The organism is Actinotalea sp. JY-7876 (assembly GCF_014042015.1).
In the GTDB taxonomy this organism is placed as follows: Bacteria; Actinomycetota; Actinomycetes; order Actinomycetales; family Cellulomonadaceae; genus Actinotalea.
This window is the reverse complement of sequence record NZ_CP059493.1, coordinates 1523996-1541599: the sequence shown is the minus strand read 5'-3', so window position 1 is coordinate 1541599 and position 17604 is coordinate 1523996. Positions and strand designations below refer to the sequence as shown.

The 17604-nt window shown below is 75.0% G+C and carries 18 protein-coding genes; 4 read left to right on the top strand and 14 right to left on the bottom strand.

Translation table 11 applies throughout. The annotated features are described in order from the left end of the window. Positions 1-9 precede the first annotated feature (9 nt). From hisF to H2O74_RS07205, 11 genes are all read right to left on the bottom strand, one after another. A complete protein-coding gene (hisF, locus tag H2O74_RS07255) occupies positions 10-780 on the bottom strand; it encodes an imidazole glycerol phosphate synthase subunit HisF (RefSeq protein WP_182113763.1) in 771 nt (256 codons plus the stop codon). 2 nt (positions 781-782) lie between these two features. Next, positions 783-1664: an FKBP-type peptidyl-prolyl cis-trans isomerase gene (locus tag H2O74_RS07250; RefSeq protein WP_255491850.1), complete on the bottom strand. Its 882-nt coding sequence runs from the start codon at positions 1662-1664 to the stop codon at positions 783-785. Between the two features lie 86 nt (positions 1665-1750). Then, positions 1751-2050, bottom strand: a complete 300-nt coding sequence (locus H2O74_RS07245) for a hypothetical protein (RefSeq protein WP_182113762.1) — start codon at positions 2048-2050, stop codon at positions 1751-1753. 84 nt (positions 2051-2134) lie between these two features. Beyond that, entirely contained in the window at positions 2135-3496 is a 1362-nt protein-coding gene (gene pafA / locus H2O74_RS07240) for a Pup--protein ligase (protein ID WP_182113761.1), read from the bottom strand. Between the two features lies 1 nt (position 3497). Further along, a complete protein-coding gene (prcA, locus tag H2O74_RS07235) occupies positions 3498-4259 on the bottom strand; it encodes a proteasome subunit alpha (RefSeq protein WP_182113760.1) in 762 nt (253 codons plus the stop codon). Further along, positions 4256-5080 (bottom strand): proteasome subunit beta, encoded by an 825-nt coding sequence (prcB, locus tag H2O74_RS07230; RefSeq protein WP_182113759.1) that lies wholly within the window; start codon positions 5078-5080, stop codon positions 4256-4258. The genes prcA and prcB overlap by 4 nt, the downstream gene beginning before the upstream one ends. A gap of 6 nt (positions 5081-5086) precedes the next feature. Continuing rightward, positions 5087-5278 carry a ubiquitin-like protein Pup gene (locus H2O74_RS07225; protein ID WP_182113758.1) on the bottom strand — a complete coding sequence of 64 codons (192 nt, stop codon included), beginning with the start codon at positions 5276-5278 and terminating at the stop codon, positions 5087-5089. 144 nt (positions 5279-5422) lie between these two features. After that, the gene (gene dop / locus H2O74_RS07220; RefSeq protein ID WP_223148107.1) at positions 5423-7012 is read right to left on the bottom strand and encodes a depupylase/deamidase Dop; all 1590 of its coding nucleotides are present in this window, start codon (positions 7010-7012) and stop codon (positions 5423-5425) included. A 73-nt stretch (positions 7013-7085) separates the two neighbouring features. Continuing rightward, the gene (gene arc / locus H2O74_RS07215) at positions 7086-8735 is read right to left on the bottom strand and encodes a proteasome ATPase (RefSeq protein ID WP_182113757.1); all 1650 of its coding nucleotides are present in this window, start codon (positions 8733-8735) and stop codon (positions 7086-7088) included. A 109-nt stretch (positions 8736-8844) separates the two neighbouring features. Continuing rightward, complete coding sequence (locus H2O74_RS07210; protein WP_182114135.1) at positions 8845-9849, bottom strand: tRNA (adenine-N1)-methyltransferase; 1005 nt, start codon at positions 9847-9849, stop codon at positions 8845-8847. Positions 9850-9914: 65 nt separating this feature from the next. Continuing rightward, positions 9915-11078 carry a site-2 protease family protein gene (locus tag H2O74_RS07205; protein WP_182113756.1) on the bottom strand — a complete coding sequence of 388 codons (1164 nt, stop codon included), beginning with the start codon at positions 11076-11078 and terminating at the stop codon, positions 9915-9917. A 69-nt stretch (positions 11079-11147) separates the two neighbouring features. Here H2O74_RS07205 and H2O74_RS07200 point away from each other — a divergent pair, with 69 nt between their 5' ends. After that, on the top strand, positions 11148-12020 hold the full coding sequence (locus tag H2O74_RS07200; protein ID WP_255491849.1) for a PD-(D/E)XK nuclease family protein: 873 nt from the start codon (positions 11148-11150) through the stop codon (positions 12018-12020). A 24-nt stretch (positions 12021-12044) separates the two neighbouring features. Here the strand turns inward: H2O74_RS07200 and H2O74_RS07195 are convergent, their stop codons facing one another. After that, positions 12045-12770 carry an HAD family phosphatase gene (locus tag H2O74_RS07195; RefSeq protein ID WP_255491848.1) on the bottom strand — a complete coding sequence of 242 codons (726 nt, stop codon included), beginning with the start codon at positions 12768-12770 and terminating at the stop codon, positions 12045-12047. A 119-nt stretch (positions 12771-12889) separates the two neighbouring features. On the opposite strand from H2O74_RS07195, the gene H2O74_RS07190 reads away from it, so the two are divergent. Further along, positions 12890-13402, top strand: coding sequence for a hypothetical protein (locus tag H2O74_RS07190; protein ID WP_182113755.1), 513 nt, complete (start codon positions 12890-12892; stop codon positions 13400-13402). 39 nt (positions 13403-13441) lie between these two features. Further along, on the top strand, positions 13442-14299 hold the full coding sequence (locus H2O74_RS07185) for a PAC2 family protein (protein WP_182113754.1): 858 nt from the start codon (positions 13442-13444) through the stop codon (positions 14297-14299). A 39-nt stretch (positions 14300-14338) separates the two neighbouring features. Here the strand turns inward: H2O74_RS07185 and mshC are convergent, their stop codons facing one another. Both mshC and H2O74_RS07175 read right to left on the bottom strand, forming a co-directional pair. After that, entirely contained in the window at positions 14339-15598 is a 1260-nt protein-coding gene (gene mshC / locus H2O74_RS07180) for a cysteine--1-D-myo-inosityl 2-amino-2-deoxy-alpha-D-glucopyranoside ligase (RefSeq protein ID WP_182113753.1), read from the bottom strand. Positions 15599-15644: 46 nt separating this feature from the next. Further along, on the bottom strand, positions 15645-16520 hold the full coding sequence (locus H2O74_RS07175) for an undecaprenyl-diphosphate phosphatase (RefSeq protein ID WP_182113752.1): 876 nt from the start codon (positions 16518-16520) through the stop codon (positions 15645-15647). Between the two features lie 75 nt (positions 16521-16595). On the opposite strand from H2O74_RS07175, the gene H2O74_RS07170 reads away from it, so the two are divergent. Next, positions 16596-17555, top strand: coding sequence for an aldo/keto reductase (locus H2O74_RS07170; RefSeq protein ID WP_182113751.1), 960 nt, complete (start codon positions 16596-16598; stop codon positions 17553-17555). Positions 17556-17604 lie beyond the last annotated feature (49 nt).

Below are 17604 nucleotides of genomic sequence, written 5' to 3'. Positions count from 1 at the left end.
CGGGCGTGCTCAGCGGACCGCGACGCCCGCCCGGCGCAGCTCGTCCTTGACCTGACCGATCGTCAGCGCGCCGAAGTGGAACACGCTCGCGGCGAGCAGCGCGTCGGCGCCCGCCCGCGCGGCGGCCACGAAGTGCTCCGGCGTCCCGGCGCCCCCGCTGGCGATGAGCGGCACGGCGACCTTCGAGCGCACGTCGGCGAACATCTCCAGGTCGAAGCCCGCGACGGTGCCGTCCGCGTCCATCGAGTTGAGGAGCACCTCCCCGGCGCCCAGCTCGACCGCGCGGACGGCCCACTCGACGGCGTCGATGCCGGTGCCCCGCCGCCCGCCGTGCGTGGTGACCTCGTAGCCGGACGGCGTCGGCGGACCGTCGACCACCCGCCGCGCGTCGACCGACAGCACGAGCACCTGGCTCCCGAACCGGCCGGCGATCTCGGAGATCAGCTCCGGGCGTGCGATCGCCGCCGTGTTGACCCCGACCTTGTCGGCGCCCGCACGCAGCAGCCGGTCGACGTCGTCGGTCGAGCGGACGCCGCCGCCGACGGTCAGCGGGACGAAGACCTCGGACGCGGTGCGCCGGACGACGTCGTACGTCGTCTCGCGGTCGCCGGACGACGCCGACACGTCGAGGAAGGTGATCTCGTCCGCGCCCTCGGCGTCGTAGCGCCGGGCCAGCTCGACGGGGTCGCCCGCGTCACGCAGGTCGGCGAAGTTGACGCCCTTGACGACGCGGCCGGCGTCGACGTCGAGGCACGGGATGACGCGCACGGCGGGAGCCATGGTCAGCTTCCTGTCGGGCCGCCGCGGGCGGCGAGGATGTCGACGACGAAGACCAGCGTCTCCTCGGCGAGCTCGTGGTCCGAGCCGCCGTACCCGAGCGCCGGCGGCACCACGATGAGGACCTGGCTGCCGACGGTCTGCTCGACCAGGGCCTCGTCCCAGCCCTCGACGACGGAGCCGACACCGATGGGGAAGGACGCCGGCAGCTCGCCGGGACCCCAGCTCGAGTCGAACACCTCGCCCGTCGACCACCGCACGCCCGTGTACTGGACCGTGATGACCTGGCCCGGCTCGACCTGCGGCCCGTGCCCCCGCACGAGCGGCTGCACCACGAGCTCGAGCGGCGGGTCGGCCGCGGGCACCGTGATCGTCGGCTCGCCGTGCTCACCGAGGGTCACCGTGGGCAGGCCCTCCCGCGGCTCGACCGGGTCGCCCGAGGCACGCGTGGGCAGCAGGTCGAAGACCGCCACCGTCGCGCTCGACTGACCGTCCTCCGGCGGCACGACGTGCAGCACCCGGGTCCCGACGTGCTGGCCCCGGAGCGCCTCGTAGATGTCCACGCCCAGCGCCTCGGCCGTCAGCGCGAAGGCCTTGGGCTCGCCGCTGAAGGTCTCCCCGACGACCGTGCCGTCGCTGCCGGCCTCCGCGTAGTAGTCGACGAGCACGGGCTGGCCGTCGACGACCTCGGGCCCGGTGCCCTCCCAGACGACCTCGACGACCGGCTCGGTCACGGACAGCGGCATCTCGTAGGCGAGGTCGGGCACCGCGCCCGACTCACCCGTGACCGTGACCTGCGGTGCCGGCACCTCGTCCGGGCCGCACCCGGCGAGCGCGGCGACCGCGACGGCGGTCGCGACCGCACCGGCCAGCAGACGTCGACGCACAGCGCTCCTCCCAGGTCCGCGGGCGCTCGCCCACGGCGGACCACTGTAACGGCCGCGGCCGGGACGACCGGCCGCCGCACGAGGGCTCAGCCGGCGCCCCGCGAGTAACGCGTCACCGCGTCCAGGACGGCGTCGGGCCCGGGCTGGGAGGGGACGCCGGGTACGCACCAGGAGTCGGACCCCACGCGGCGCCACTCGTGGTCGGGCGCGACCTCCCGGGTGATCGTCAGGGCACGCTGCGGGCCGGCGGCCCGGATCTTCTCGTAGAGCTCCGGCGAGACGCCGCGGTACTCGTAGGTGGCCCAGCGGGGCGCGCTCGGCGCACGGAAGCGGGCGGTGAGGACGGTGGTGCTGCGGTCGTAGGTGAGGGAGTCGACGAGGATCACCCCTCCAGCATGCGGTCGTCCGCACACCGGATCATGGGACCTCCTGCCTGGTCGTGGGACCTCTGGCCGCCCGCGACCCGTCGCTCAGAGGGACTCGAGCAGCCGGTCCACCCGCTCGTCGACGCTGCGGAACGGGTCCTTGCACAGCACGGTGCGCTGCGCCTGGTCGTTGAGCTTGAGGTGGACCCAGTCCACCGTGTAGTCGCGGCGGGCCTCCTGCGCGCGGCGCACGAAGTCGCCGCGGAGCTTGGCGCGGGTCGTCTGGGGCGGCACGGCCGTCGCCTCGAAGACGTCCAGGTCGGTCACGACGCGCTCGACCAGACCCCGCGCCGCCAGGAGGTTGTACAGGCCGTGCGTGCGAGAGATGTCGTGGTACGCGAGGTCGAGGCGCGCGATGCGCGGGTCGTCGAGGCTGAGCCCGTGCTTGGCCTGGTAGCGCTCGATGAGCCGCAGCTTGATGACCCAGTCGAGCTCGCGGTCGACCAGGGACAGGTCCCCCGAGCGCAGCGCGTGCAGCCCGCGCTCCCACAGCTCGAGGGTCTGCTTGATCACCGGCGTGAGCTCGACGCCGTCGGCCACGTGGTCCTGCACGCGCGCGAGGAACTCCTCCTGGATCTCCACGGCCGAGGCCGTGCGGCCGTTGGCGAGCTGGACCGGCTTGGTGCCCGTCACGTCGTGACTGATCTCACGGATCGCGCGCATGGGGTTCTCGAGCGCGATCTCGCGCATCGGCAGGCCTGCCTCGACCAGCCGCAGGACGAGGTCGGTCGCGGCGACCTTGAGCAGCGTGGTCGGCTCGGCCATCGAGGAGTCGCCGACGATGACGTGCAGGCGGCGGTAGGCCTCCGCGTCGGCGTGCGGCTCGTCGCGCGTGTTGATGATCGGGCGCGACCGCGTCGTCGCGCTCGAGACCGACTCCCAGATGTGGTCCGCGCGCTGGGAGAGCGTGTACTGCGCGCCGCGCGCGGTCGGCAGCACCTTGCCCGCCCCCGTGAGGACCTGGCGCGTGATGAGGAACGGCACGAGCACGTCCGCCAGGCGGCCGAAGTCGCCCTGGCGGCGCACGAGGTAGTTCTCGTGGCACCCGTAGGAGTTGCCGGCCGAGTCGGTGTTGTTCTTGAACAGGTGGATGGTGCCCGGCACGCCCTCGTGGACGAGCCGCTGCTGCGCGTCGGCGACCAGCCCTTCGAGGATCCGCTCACCACCCCGGTCGTGCGCGACGAGCTGGCGGACGTCGTCGCACTCCGCCGTCGCGTACTCCGGGTGCGAGCCGACGTCGAGGTACAGGCGCGAGCCGTTGCGCAGGAAGACGTTGGACGAGCGCCCCCACGCCACGACCTTGCGGAAGAGGTACCGCGCGACCTCGTCCGCCGACAGCCCTCGGCCCTGGTCCACCGCGCACGTGACGCCGTACTCGGTCTCCAGGCCGAAGATCCGCCGGTCCATGTCAGGCCGGCCCGTCCGGGCCCGGCGCCGGCCGGTCGGCCTCAGGGTCCATCGGGTCCGGGCCCGGCCGCTCGCGTGCCAGCAGGCCCGCGAGCAGCGGCGCCGGCAGGCGCCGGAAGGCGCGCCGGGCACGCGTGCGGTCGAGCACCGCGACCTCGAGCTGCTGCGCCTCCAGCGTGCGGGGCTCCCCCTCGGGCACCGTCCCGAGCACCTGGACCGCGAGCTGCACGACGGCCGCCAGGTCCAGCGCGGGGCGCCACCCGGCCGCCAGCACGTGGCCGAGCTGCTCGGCCTGGCCGCCCATGACGACGTACCCGTGCTCGTCCGCGACGGACCCGTCGTAGCTGAGGCGGTAGATCTGGTCCTCGTCGGCGGTGACCCCGACCTCGGCCACGCACAGCTCCACCTCGAGCGGCTTGGACTCGGTGGTGAACACCGTGCCCAGCGTCTGCGCGTACGCGTTGGCCAGGCCGCGCGCGTTGACGTCCGTGCGGTCGTAGGAGTAGCCGCGCAGGTCGGCGTAGCGGACGCCGGCGACGCGCAGGTTCTCGAACTCGTTGTACTTGCCCACCGCGGCGAACGCGATGCGGTCGTAGATCTCGGAGATCTTGTGCAGGGCACGGGACGGGTTCTCGGTCGCGAACGCGATCCCGTCGTCGTACTGGAGCACGACGACGGAGCGGCCCCGCGCGATGCCCTTGCGCGCGTAGTCCGCGCGGTCGCGCATCAGCTGCTCGGGCGAGACGTAGAACGGCATGCTCATCGGACGTCTCCCCCGCGCGCGCGACGCACGCCCTCGATCTCGGTGACGACGTCGGCCAGCGCGGCATCGTCGACCCGCAGGTAGCCCGACGCCGTGACGACGGCGACGACGGGCCAGATGCGACGGGTCGCGTCCGGACCACCGGTCGCGGAGTCGTCGTCGGCCGCGTCCACGAGCGCGTTCACCGCGGTCCGCACGGCGTCCCCGGCGCTCATGCCGGGCGACCACAGCTTCTTCAGCGAGCCGCGCGCGAACGTCGAGCCCGAGCCCACCGCGTGGAACTCCGTCTCCTCGTAGCGCCCGCCCGTGACGTCGTAGGAGAAGATCCGCCCGACCTCCCGCTGCAGGTCGTAGCCGCCGAAGAGCGGCACGACGGCCAGGCCCTGCATCGCCAGACCCAGGCTGCCCCGCACCATCGTGGCCAGCCGGTTCGCCTTGCCGTCCAGCGAGAGCAGCGCGCCCTCGATCTTCTCGTAGTGCTCGAGCTCGAGCTGGAAGAGCCGGACCAGCTCGAGCGCGAGGCCCGCGGTGCCGGCGATGCCGATGGCGGAGAACTCGTCGGCGGGGAAGACCTTCTCGATCTGCCGGCTCGCGATCATGGACCCCGCGGTGGCGCGGCGGTCCCCCGCCATGACCACGCCGCCGTCGAAGGTCAGCGCGACGATCGTCGTGCCGTGGGGCGCGGACGGCGCCTCGCCGGGCGGGAGCGTGCGGCCGGTCGGCAGCAGCGAGGGGTCGTGCGCCGCGAGGAAGTCGAGGAAGGAGGACGTGCCGGGCGTGGTGAAGGACCGCGGGAGACGGCCGTCGAGGTCATGGGTCATCGAGGCTCACTGACCGCCCTTCTGCACGAACCCGCGCACGAAGGACTCGGCGTTCGACTCCAGCACCTCGTCGATCTCCTCGAGGAGCGCGTCGACCTCGGTGTCGCGCGTCTGGGCGGCGGGGGCCGCGACCGGCTCCGGGGCATCGGCCGGATCCTCGTCGTGGCGCTCGTGGCGTCGCTGGTCCTGACCGGCCATGGTGACCTCCCGGTGCCTGGCTGCGTGGTGGTGCGGTCCGCGCGGGTCACCGCGCTGCTTCGATCCTAGGTGCCCACGGTGCGCCGCGGGCGGGGCGGTGCGTGCGTGTTCGGCAGCGGCCGCGCGGGCACGTCCCTCGGGCGGTCAGCGGCCGCCGAGGCGGTCGACGAGCTCCGCGGCGTCCGCGCAGGTGTCGAGCAGCTCGCCCACGTGGGCGGCCGTGCCCCGCCACGGGTCGAGCAGCGGGATCCGGCGCAGGCTCGGCAGCGTCGGGACGTCGAGCACCACCGAGTCCCACGAGGCGGCCCGGACCTGCGCGCCGAAGCGCCGCACGACCGTGCCGCGGAAGTACGCGCGCGTGTCCGCCGGCGGCTCGGTGACGGCCCGCGCGACGTCGTCGTCGGTGACGAGGCGCTCGACCGCGCCCGACGCGAGCAGGCGGTGGTACAGGCCGCGCTCGGGCCGCACGTCGGACCACTGGATGTCCATCGCCGCGAGGCGCGGGTTGTCCCACGCGAGCCGGTCGCGCGAGCGCATCGCCTCCAGCAGCCGGAGCTTGGCCACCCACTCGACCTCGCGGGCGCACGTCATGGGGTCCTGGCCCAGGCGCTCGAGCACCGAGGCCCAGCGCGCCAGGACGTCGGCCGTGGCCGGGTCGAGGTCCGGGCCCACCGCCTCGCGCAGCGCGGCGAGGTACTCGCCCTGGATCTCGAGCGCGGTCATCCGGCGCCCGTCGGCCAGGTCGAGCGGCCGCCGCAGCGTCAGGTCCCGGCTCACCTCGCGCACGGCGCGCACGGGGTCGGCCAGGCGCAGGCCGAGGAGGCGCTCGACCAGCGCGCCGTGCTCGCCCGCGTGCTCGGCGAGCCACAGCACGAGCGACGTCGTGCCGAGCCGCAGGTAGGTGGCCACCTCCAGCAGGGTCGCGTCGCCGAGGATGAGGTGCAGCCGGCGCCAGCGCGTCCGGTCGGCGTGCGGCTCGTCGCGCGTGTTGACGATGGGGCGGCGCAGCGTGGTCTCCAGGCCCACCTCGGCCTCGATGTAGTCGGCCCGCTGGGAGAGCTGGAACCCCGCGCCCTGGCCGGCCTGGCCCAGGCCCACGCGCCCGGCACCCGCGTGCACCTGGCGGGTCACGAGGAAGGGCGTCAGGAGCGCGACGAGGTCCTCGAACGGCACGGCGCGGTCGACGAGGTAGTTCTCGTGCGTGCCGTAGGACGCGCCCTTGCCGTCGACGTTGTTCTTGTACAGCACGACGTCGGGCATCGCCGGGTTGGCGATGAGCAGCCGCACCGCGCGCAGCGCGACCTGCTCCCCCGCCTTGTCCCAGCGCACCGCGTCGAGCGGGGTGGTGACCTCGGGCGAGGAGTACTCGGGGTGCGCGTGGTCGACGTAGAGGCGCGCGCCGTTGGTCAGGATCGTCGTCGCGGCGCCGGGGTCCTCGTACTCCTCGACCGTGGGACGGTCCACCGCGTCGGCGTCGAGCCCGCCGTCCGCCCTCGGCCCTGGGGGCGCCGGCCGCTGCGGGTCGTCGGTCAGCAGCGACGGGTCCGCCGCGGAGCGCTCGAGCCGGAACCCGCGCGCGTCGGCCAGGGGGTCCTCGTCGGCGTAGTCCCACCGGGCCCGTGGCCCGTGCCCGACGGACGCCGCGTACGCCGCCACGACGTGGCTGGACAGCAGCATCGGGTTGGCCTGCGGCCGGCCCGGCTGCACGATGCCGTACTCGGTCTCGATCCCCATCACCCGGCGCACGGTCACGCCCGTCAGGCTATCGGGGCGGCCCGGGGCGCGGGGCCGGCTCAGAGGTGCCGGCTCAGAGGTACTGGCCGGTGGGCGTGAGGGTCTCGATCGTCCGGCCGCTCTCCTTGCCGGTCTTGCCCTGGACGATCGTGCGGATGAAGACGATGCGCTCGCCCTTCTTGCCGGAGATGCGGGCCCAGTCGTCCGGGTTGGTGGTGTTCGGCAGGTCCTCGTTCTCCTTGAACTCGTCGACGCACGCCGCCAGCAGGTGCTCCACGCGGATGCCCCGCTGCCCGCTCGCGAGGAGGTCCTTGATCGCGGACTTCTTCGCGCGGTCGACGACGTTCTGGATCATCGCCCCGGAGCTGAAGTCCTTGAAGAACAGGACCTCCTTGTCCCCCGACGCGTAGGTGACCTCGAGGAACTGGTTCTCCGGGGTCTCCGCGTACATCCGCTCGACGACGGACTGGATCATCGCGTCCACCGCCGCTGCCGCGTCCCCGCCGTGCTCGGCGACGTCGTCGGCGTGCAGCGGCAGGTCCGGCGTGAGGTACTTCGCGAAGATCTCGCGCGCCGCCTCGGCGTCGGGCCGCTCGATCTTGATCTTCACGTCGAGGCGGCCGGGCCGCAGGATCGCCGGGTCGATCATGTCCTCGCGGTTCGAGGCGCCGATGACGATGACGTTGTCCAGGCGCTCGACGCCGTCGATCTCGCTCAGCAGCTGCGGCACGATCGTGGTCTCGACGTCGCTCGAGATGCCGGTGCCGCGCGTGCGGAACAGCGACTCCATCTCGTCGAAGAACACGACCACCGGGTTGCCCTGCGAGGCCTTCTCCCGCGCGCGGGCGAAGATCAGCCGGATGTGCCGCTCCGTCTCCCCCACGTACTTGTTGAGCAGCTCGGGGCCCTTGACGTTGAGGAAGTAGCTCGTGGCCGGCTCGCCGCCGGGCAGGGCACGACCGCGCGTCTGGGCCAGGGAGGCCGCGACGGCCTTGGCGATGAGCGTCTTGCCGCACCCGGGAGGTCCGTACAGGAGGACGCCCTTGGGGGGCCGCAGCCCGTGCTCGCGGAAGAGCTCGGGGTGCAGGAACGGGAGCTCGACGGCGTCGCGGATCTGCTCGATCTGGGGCCCGAGGCCGCCGATGTCCGCGTAGTCGATGTCCGGGACCTCCTCCAGGACGAGCTCCTCGACCTCCGACCGCGGGATCCGCTCGAAGACGAAGCCCGTCCGGGTCTCGACCGTCAGGGCGTCGCCGACCCGCACGTTCCCGGCCAGGAGCGGCCCGGCGAGGCGCACGACGCGCTCCTCGTCCGAGCGGCCGACGACGAGCGCCCGGTCCGCACCGAGCAGCTCCTTGACCGTGACGATCTCGCCGACGGCCTCGTAGCGCCCGGCCTCGACGACCGTGAGCGCCTCGTTGAGCTTGACCTCCTGGCCGGGGCGCAGGGCGCCCAGGTCGACGGTCGCCGCCGCCTGGACCTGCATCTTGCGGCCCGACGAGATGATCTCGACCGACCCGTCGTCGCGCGCCTCGAGGAACGTGGCGAACGTGGCGGGCGGCTTGCCGAGGTCCTCGAGCTGCTGCTGGAGCTCCACGATGCGGTCGCGCGACTGGCGCAGGGCGTCCGCGAGCCGCTCGTTCTTGGCCGCGAGCAGCGCCAGCTGGCGCGCGTCGGCGGGGTCGCTGGGCCGCGTGGGTGCGCGGTCGGGTCCGTCGGTCATGGTGGCCTCCGCCTGGTTCCGGCTCGCCGGTCGTCTCCGACCCTAGGCGGCCCGGGCGCGCGGGGGCAGGTGCGTCCGGCAGGTGTCGCTCAGGGCGAACACGCCCGTCTCACTGCTCGGGTGCCGCCCCGAGGTCGCGGCGCACGCGGCGGACCTTCTTGTCGGAGATCGCGCGCTCGCCCAGGTCCTCGGGCGTCCACTCCTCCTCCTGCGCCGAGTACCCCTTCGAGGGCCGACGGCGCCGGACGGGCGCCGCGATGCCGTCGGCCATCCGCCGCGTCGTGAGCAGGAAGCCGGTGTGGCCCACCATGCGGTGCTCGGGGCGGACCGCCAGGCCCTCGAGGTGCCAGCCGCGCACCATCGACTCCCACGCCTGCGGCTCGGTGAACCGGCCGTCGTCGCGCAGGTCCTCCGCGAGGCGCGACAGCTGGGTGGTGGTCGCGACGTACGCCACGAGCACCCCGCCGGGCGCGAGCGCGTCGGCGACCGCCACGAGGTTCTCCCAGGGGGCGAGCATGTCGAGCACGACGCGGTCGACCGTCCCCGCGGGCGCGACCTGCGGCAGCACGTCGCTGAGGTCCCCGACCTCGAGCGTCCACGCCGGGTGCGGTGCACCGAAGAAGCCCTCGACGTTGGCCCGCGCGATCGCCGCGAAGTCCTCGCGGCGCTCGATGGAGACCAGGCGGCCGCCGTCGGTCACGGCCCGCAGCAGCGACATCGTCAGGGCGCCGGATCCCACGCCGGCCTCGACGACGGTCGCGCCGGGGTAGATGTCCGCCATCGCGACGATCTGGCCCGCGTCCTTGGGGTAGACGACGGCGGCGCCGCGCGGCATCGACAGGACGTAGTCCGAGAGCAGCGGGCGCAGGGCGAGGTACTCGATGCCGCCGGTCGACGTGACCACCGACCCCTCGGGCGCGCCGATGAGCTCGTCGTGCCGGAAGTAGCCCTTGTGCGTGTGGAACGTCGCGTCGGGCGCCAGGGTGATGGTGTGCAGGCGCCCGCGCGGGTCGGTCAGCTGGACGCGGTCACCCACGCGGAACGGGCCCCGGCGGACGTCCGCGCCGGTCGGCCGGGCGACGGCACCGCGGGGCACGTCGGGCGTGTCGGCCACGGTCGGCCCGCTCGCGTCGGGGGTGGGGCTGGCGGCCGGTTCGGGTGACGTCACGGTGGACGAGTCTAGGCGGCGGCGTCGGGCCGTCCGGCTCGGCCCTGGCGCGGGCCGGGCCGCAGGGCGGCGACGACGTCCTGCGCCCGCAGCAGCCCGAGCACCTCCCCCGCCGCGTCCACCACGACCAGCACCGGGGAGACGCTCGCCCCGGCCGCCACGGCGCGCACGGCGTCCGCGCCGCCGACGTCGGCCCGCACGACGGCGGCCGGGCCGAGCGGTCGCAGCACGGCGGCCAGCGACGTCGTGGACCACGCCGCCGCGGGCACGGCCGCGAGCGCGGCCGGGTCCGCCCAGCCGGCCACGCGCCCGTGGGCATCGAGCACCACGACGCCCGACCCGCCGGTCGCGAGGGCCGCGGCGTCGGCCACGGTGTCCTGCGCGGGCAGCGCGACGGCGGGCACGAGCAGCCGCCGCAGGTCGAGGCGCGCGACGGCGGCCGCGGACCGGGCCGACCGCAGGGCGGCGCCCGCGCCGGCCCACAGGAACGCCGCCGCGAGCACGGTGAGGACCACGGTGAACGGCTCGGGCGCGGCGCCGCTCGCGAGCCCCCGCAGCGCGACCGCGACCACCACCAGGACGGCCAGGACCCTGCCGGCGTGGGCGGCGACGACCGTGCCGCGCTCGCGGTCGCCGGTCGCCGCCCACAGCCCCGCGGCCAGGATCTTGCCGCCGTCGAACGGCAGCGCGGGCAGCAGGTTGAGCGCGCCGGTGGCGGCGTTGACCGCCGCGACCGCGAGGAGCGCCGCCCCGGCGAGCCCGTCGACGGCGCCCGTGAGCGCGAGCAGGCCCGGCAGCGCGAGGAGCAGGCTGGTGAGCGGACCGGCCGCGGCGACGACCGCCGTCGTGCGCGCGTCGAGGCGCTGCGCGTCGAACGAGACGCGCGCGCCCCACGCCGTGACCACCACGCGCTCCACGGCCAGGCCGTACCGCCGCGCGACCACGGCGTGCGCGAGCTCGTGCGCGACGACCGACGCGCCGACGAGGGCGGCCGCGAGCAGCGCGGCGAGCAGGACCGGCCCCCCGGGCCCGGCGCCGGCGTCCAGCACGCGCCAGAGCGCCAGCACGAGGACGGCGAGGGTGACCAGGCTCCCGGGGCTGACCTCCAGGGGCGCGCCCGCGATCCGGCCGGCGACCCACGTGCGCGGTCGCGCCGCCGTCCGGGTGCCGTCCACGTCCCGACCCTAAGCGCTGTCCCGCGAGGCTGTGCCGGAGGTGTCGGTGCCGCGACGTACCCTGCACGCGTGCCGACCGGAACCGCCCCGACCCTCCCCGCCGACGCCGCCCCGCCCGTGCGCCGGCCGGGCCTGTCGCCGTCGCGGGCGAACGACTTCATGCAGTGCCCCCTGCTCTTCCGGTTCCGGGTCGTCGACCGCCTGCCCGAGCCGCCGAGCGCGGCGGCGGTGCGCGGCACGCTCGTGCACGCGGTCCTCGAGCGGCTCTTCGACGCCCCCGCCGGGCGCCGGACCGTCGAGGCCGCGAAGGCGCTCGTCCCCGGAGAGTGGGACCGGATGGTCGCGGACGCGCCGGAGTGCGCCGAGGTCCTGCCCGACGCGGCCGACACGACGGCCTGGTTCGCCGAGGCCGGCGCGCTGCTCGACCGCTACTTCACGCTGGAGGACCCGAACCGGCTGCAGCCGGCGGAGCGCGAGCTGCGGGTCTCGACGGACCTCGACGACGGCTTCGAGCTGCGCGGCATCATCGACCGGATCGACGTGGCGCCGAACGGCGCCATCCGGGTGGTCGACTACAAGACGGGGCGCTCGCCGCGCCAGGGGTACGAGGGCGGCGCGCTGTTCCAGATGCGCTTCTACGCGCTCGTGCTGTCCCGCCTGCGCGGCCAGGTGCCGGCGATGCTGCAGCTCGTCTACCTCGGCGACGGCACGCTGCTGCGGCACGTGCCCGACGCCGCGGAGCTCGAGACCACCGAGCGCCGCATCCGCGCGATCTGGGCCGGCATCCGCACGTCCGCCGAGAGCGGCCGGTGGCTGCCCAAGAAGGGCCCGCTGTGCGGCTGGTGCAGCCACCAGGCGCTGTGCCCGGCGTTCGGAGGCACACCGCCGGACGTCAGCGCCGAGACCGTCGAGCTCGCGCTCGGCGTCCGCCCGACCGCCTGAGGCCGGGCGGACGGGCCGCGCGGGTCAGGCCGCCGGCTCGGCGAGGTGGTCGACGACCTCGCCGCGCGCGAGGGCGCGCAGGTCCGCCACCGTGAACCGGGCGAGCGAGTCGGTGCGGCTCAGGCCGGGGCGCGCCTCGACGGGGGCGATGTGCTGGACGCCCAGTGTCCGCGCGCCCGAGGCGAGCGCCGACGCGATCCCGGGCGGCGAGTCCTCGACCGCGACGCACGCGGTGATGTCCACGCCCAGCAGCTCGGCCGCGCGCAGGTAGGGCTCGGGGTGCGGCTTGCCGCGCGTGACCTCGTCGCCCGTGACGACGACCGAGAACACGCCCGCTGGACCCTGCGCGAGCACCGCGTCCGCGAGGGCGCGGTAGGACATGGTCACCAGTGCGCACGGCACGCCGGCCTCGGCGAGGCCGACCAGCAGCTCGCGCGCCCCGGGCTGCCACGGCAGCTCGCGCCCCACGGACTCCACCACGGCGCCGAGGAGGCGCGCGACGATCGCCTCGGCTCCGAGGTCCACGCCGTGCCGCTGCAGCACCGCGGCCGCGGACATGAGCGGCAGGCCGATCATCTGGAGGGAGTCCGCCTCGGTCCAGGTGCCCCCGGACTCCTCCACCAGGGCGATCTCCGCGGCGAGCCAGGCAGGCTCGGTGTCCACGAGGGTGCCGTCCATGTCCCACAGGACCGCGGCGGGCAGGTCACGTGCTGGCAGGTCGTCGGGCGTGCGGTGAGGCGTCACTGACACGGAAACTCTCTGGTCGGCGGGCTGGGCCCCCGACAGTACCGGCGCGCAGCGGCGGCGCGGACGCGACGCGGCTCCCACCGGGAGGACGGGTAGGGTCCGGCTGCCACCGAGGAGGAGCCGTGCAACCAGGGGTCGACGCCGTCGAGGCGGTACCGGGGATGACCACCGTGCTGGCGGTCCTCCTGATCGCGGCGACCTGCCCGCTCGTGCTCCTGGGCCGCGCGGCGATCGAGCGCGCGTGGCGCCGCGCCGCGGCGTGGGCGGCTGCGACGGCTGTGGTCGTCGGCCTCTGCGCGCTGTACGTCGCGCCCCGCTACGAGACCTGGCAGCGCACCTGGGACTACGACGCGACGTGGGCGCGCGTGGAAGCCCACTACGGGGTCCGGCTCTCCGAGGAGGACAAGGCGACGACGACGCTGCCCCGTCCGCCCCGGGGCTACTCGAGCGGCGTCGTGAACCAGCACGAGCTCGGCCCCGTCACGATGCCCGACGGCACCGTGCGCGAGGACCTCTTCCTGCAGTTCGCCCAGGCCCGACCGGCCCGCGTGGCAGTGGTCACGCAGCCGGAGGGCGCGAACGAGCTGGTGGCGACCGTCGGTGGCTGGTGGCCGGAGATCCCCGTCGTCGAGTAGACCGCCGGCACCCGGGACCACGGGCCTAGGCTTGCCCCCATGAGCGATGCACTCCCCCCCGGCGGACCGCTGCGCGGCGCGGTGATGCTCGCGGCGTTCGAGGGCTGGAACGACGCCGGGGCCGCCGCGACGCAGGCGCTCGTGCACCTGCACGACGTGTGGGGTGCGGAGGAGGTCGACGAGCTCGACCCCGAGGAGTACCACGACTTCCAGGTCAACCGGCCGACCGTCGCGCTGACGGAGGACGGCCGCCGGGAGATCACCTGGCCGACGACGACGATCGCCCTCGCGCAGCGGCCCGACGGCCGCCACATCGTCCTCGTCCACGGCATCGAGCCGTCCATGCGGTGGCGGCGCTACAGCACCGAGCTGCTCGACCTGGCCGAGCGGCTGGGTGTGACGACCGTCGTGACGCTGGGCGCCCTGCTCGCCGACGTGCCGCACACGCGGCCCATCCCGGTCACGGCGACGTCGGACGACACGGTGCTCCAGGCGACCCTCGGCCTGGACGCCAACACCTACGAGGGGCCGACGGGGATCGTGGGCGTCCTCCAGCACGAGGCGCAGCGACGGGGCCTGCGTGCGCTGTCGGTGTGGGGCGCCGTGCCGCACTACGTCGCCCACCCGCCCTCGCCCAAGGCGACGCAGGCCCTGCTCGTGCGCCTCGAAGGGCTGCTGGGCGAGGCGGTGCCGCTGCGCGACCTCGCGGAGGACGCCGAGGCGTGGCAGAACGGCGTCGACGAGCTCGCGGCGGAGGACCCGGAGATCGCCGAGTACGTCGCGCAGCTCGAGGAGGCCAAGGACACGGCCGAGCTCCCCGAGGCGACCGGTGAGGCGATCGCGCGCGAGTTCGAGCGCTACCTGCGGCGCCGCGACGGCGGTCCGGGCGGCGCCTGAGCCACCGGCCGGGCGCCCCGAGGCCGGGGCGCCCGCGCCTCAGAGGCGGACGCCGAGCAGCGCGTCGAGCGCGCGCGCGATCACGCCGGGGGCACCCTCGACGTCACCACCGACGCTGAGGGCCGCGTCGGCCCACGTGTCCACGGCGCGCAGCGCGCCGGGGGCGTCGAGGTCGGCGGCCAGGGCCGAGCGGATCGCGGCGACGGTGGTGTCCGGGTCGGGACCGCCGTTGCCGGAGACCGCGGCGCGCCAGCGCTCGAGGCGGGTCCGGGCGTCCGCCAGCACGGCGTCGTCCCACTGCCAGTCCTCGCGGTAGTGGTGCGCCAGCACGGCGAGGCGCACGGCCATCGGGTCGACACCCTGGCGGCGCAGCTCCGAGACCAGCACGAGGTTGCCGCGCGACTTGCTCATCTTCTCGCCGTCGAGGCCCACCATCCCCGTGTGGACGTGGGCGCGCGCGCCCTGCCCGCCGAGCGCTCGCGCGTGGGCGGTGCTCATGGCGTGGTGGGGGAAGACGAGGTCGCGGCCGCCGCCCTGCACGTCGAACGAGGAACCGAGCGCCTGCTCGGCGATCACCGTGCACTCGATGTGCCAGCCGGGGCGTCCCTCGCCGAGCTCGCCGCCGTCCCAGGACGGCTCCCCCGGCCGCACGCGGCGCCACAGCGCGGGGTCGAGCGGGTCGCGCTTGCCGGGCCGCCCGGGGTCCCCGCCCCGCTCCGCGAAGAGCGCGACCGTCTCGTCGTGGTCCAGGCCGGCGACGGCGGTGAGCTGCTCGTCGGCGGAGATGTCCGCGTAGACGTCCCCGAGGTCGGGCCGGTCGCCGCCGGCGCCCTCCTCGAGCGGAACCCGGTACGCGAGCCCCTGGTCCAGCAGCCGCCGCACCGTCGTGGCGACGGTCGGGATGGTCTCGACAGCGCCCAGGTAGACGTGGGGCGCGAGCACGCCCAGCGCCGTCATGTCCTCGGCGAAGAGCGCCGTCTGCTCCTCGGCGAGCTTCTGCCAGTCGACCCCCGTGGCGGTGGCCCGCTCGAGCAGGGGGTCGTCGACGTCGGTGACGTTGGAGGCGTAGGTGACCTCGAGGCCGGCGTCGAGCCAGGCCCGGTGCAGCAGGTCGAAGGCGATGTAGGTGGCGGCGTGGCCGAGGTGGGTCGCGTCGTACGGCGTGATGCCGCACACGTACATCGTGGCCCGCGGGCCGGTGGCCGCGGTCACCAGCGTGCCGGTGACGGTGTCGAGCACGGTCACCTCCCCGCCGCTACCGGGGATCGAGGGGACATGCGGGGAGGGCCAGGTACGCACCGACGCAGCCTAAGCCAGAGGTGGGACGACCGCCGACCGGCCGTCCTCAGCCGACCGCGGCGCTCACCGGCTGCAGCGCACCGGCCCAGATGAGCACCACGACGACCGCGGCGAGCGCGATCCGGTAGACCACGAAGGGCTGGTAGCTGCGGGTGGAGACGAGCTTGAGGAACCCGATGATCACCAGGTACCCGACCGCGAAGGCGATCGCCGTCGCCAGCGCCGTGACGCCGAGCCCCGGCGTGCCCGGGTCACCGAAGTCGTCGAGGCTCGTGACGAGCTGCTGGAACCCGGAGCCCAGGACCGCGGGGATCGCGAGGAGGAAGGAGTACCGCGCGGCGGCCTCCCGGGTGTAGCCCATGAGGAGCCCGGCGGTGATGGTGCCGCCCGAGCGCGAGACGCCCGGGATCAGCGCCATGGCCTGCGCGAAGCCGAAGAGGATCGCGTGCTTGCCCGTGAGCTGGTCGAGCGTGCGTGTCTTGGCGCCGACCTTGTCGGCCCAGCCCAGGGCGAGGGCGAAGATGGCGAGCGTCGCGGCGACGAGGTAGAGGTTGCGGAACGGTCCCTTGATCGAGTCCTCGAAGGCGAGCCCGAGCACGACGATCGGCACCGAGCCCAGGGCGATCCACCACGCCATCCGCGCGTCCGGGTCGGCCGACCCGAGGCGCGAGCGCAGGTCCGCGCCGTCGCGCCCGCTCAGCGCGCGCCACCACGCGCGGCAGATTCGCGCGATGTCGCGGCGGAAGTAGAGGAGCACGGCGCTCTCGGTGCCGATCTGCGTGATCGCCGTGAACGCCGCGCCCGGGTCACCCCCGCCGGGCAGCAGCTCCCCCACGATGCGCAGGTGCGCGCTGGAGGAGACCGGGAGGAACTCGGTGAGCCCTTGGACCAGGCCGAGGACGACCGCTTCCCACCACGTCATGGCGCGAAGGTTACCGGGGCTCGGGGCCGGGACGACGTCCCGGCCCACCCGACGCCGCCCGGTAGCGTGGTGACCATGGAGGAGCGACAGCTGGGCAGGACCGGACTGCGGGTCTCCGCGCTCGGGCTCGGCACGCTCACGTGGGCGCGGGACACGGACGAGCAGGAGGCCGCGGAGCAGCTGCGCGACTTCGTGGACGCCGGCGGGACCCTCGTGGACACCGCGGCGTCGTACGCGGACGGCGCGGCCGAGGAGCTCATCGGCTCGCTGCTCGGGCGGGTCGTGGCGCGGGACGACGTCGTGCTGTGCACCAAGGGCGGCGTGCGGCGCACGGCGCGCGGCGCCGTCGTGGACGCGTCGCGCGGCGCCCTGCTCTCGTCCCTCGACGCGTCGCTGGCCCGCCTCGGCACGGACCACGTCGACCTCTTCCTCGTGCAGCAGCCGGACCCGCGGACCCCGCTCGCCGAGGTCGCGGCGGCCCTGCGGCACGTCATCGACACGGGCCGCGCCCGCTACGTGGGCCTGTCCAACCACCCGGGCTGGCAGACGGCCCGCCTGGGCACGCTGCTCGAGGCCACGGCGCCGCTCGCGGCCGTCGAGGTCGAGTACTCGCTGCTCGAGCGCGGCATCGAGCGTGAGGTCGTGCCCGCCGCCGCGGCGCTCGGCGCGGGCGTGCTCGCCTGGTCGCCGCTCGGCCGGGGCGTGCTGACCGGCAAGTACCGGCGCACGGTGCCCGCCGACTCCCGCGCGGCCTCGGCGCACCTCGCCGGCTTCGTCACGCCCTACCTCGGGGCGTCGTCGGTCCGGGTGACCGAGGCGCTGCACACGGCCGCGGACGGGCTGGAGCGCACGCCGCTCGAGCTCGCGCTGGGCTGGGTGCTCTCACGCCCGGGGGTGGCGTCCGCGCTCGTGGGCGCGCGCACCGCGGCCCAGCTCCGGACCGCGCTCGACGCCGACACCGCGCTCCCCGAGGCCATCGCTCAGGCCCTGGACGAGGTCAGCGCGCCGGCAACCGGCTACCCCGAAGCCCGCTGACCCACCTCAGCGGCGCGTAGCCGCCGCGCCCCGGTGCGGCGCCCCATCC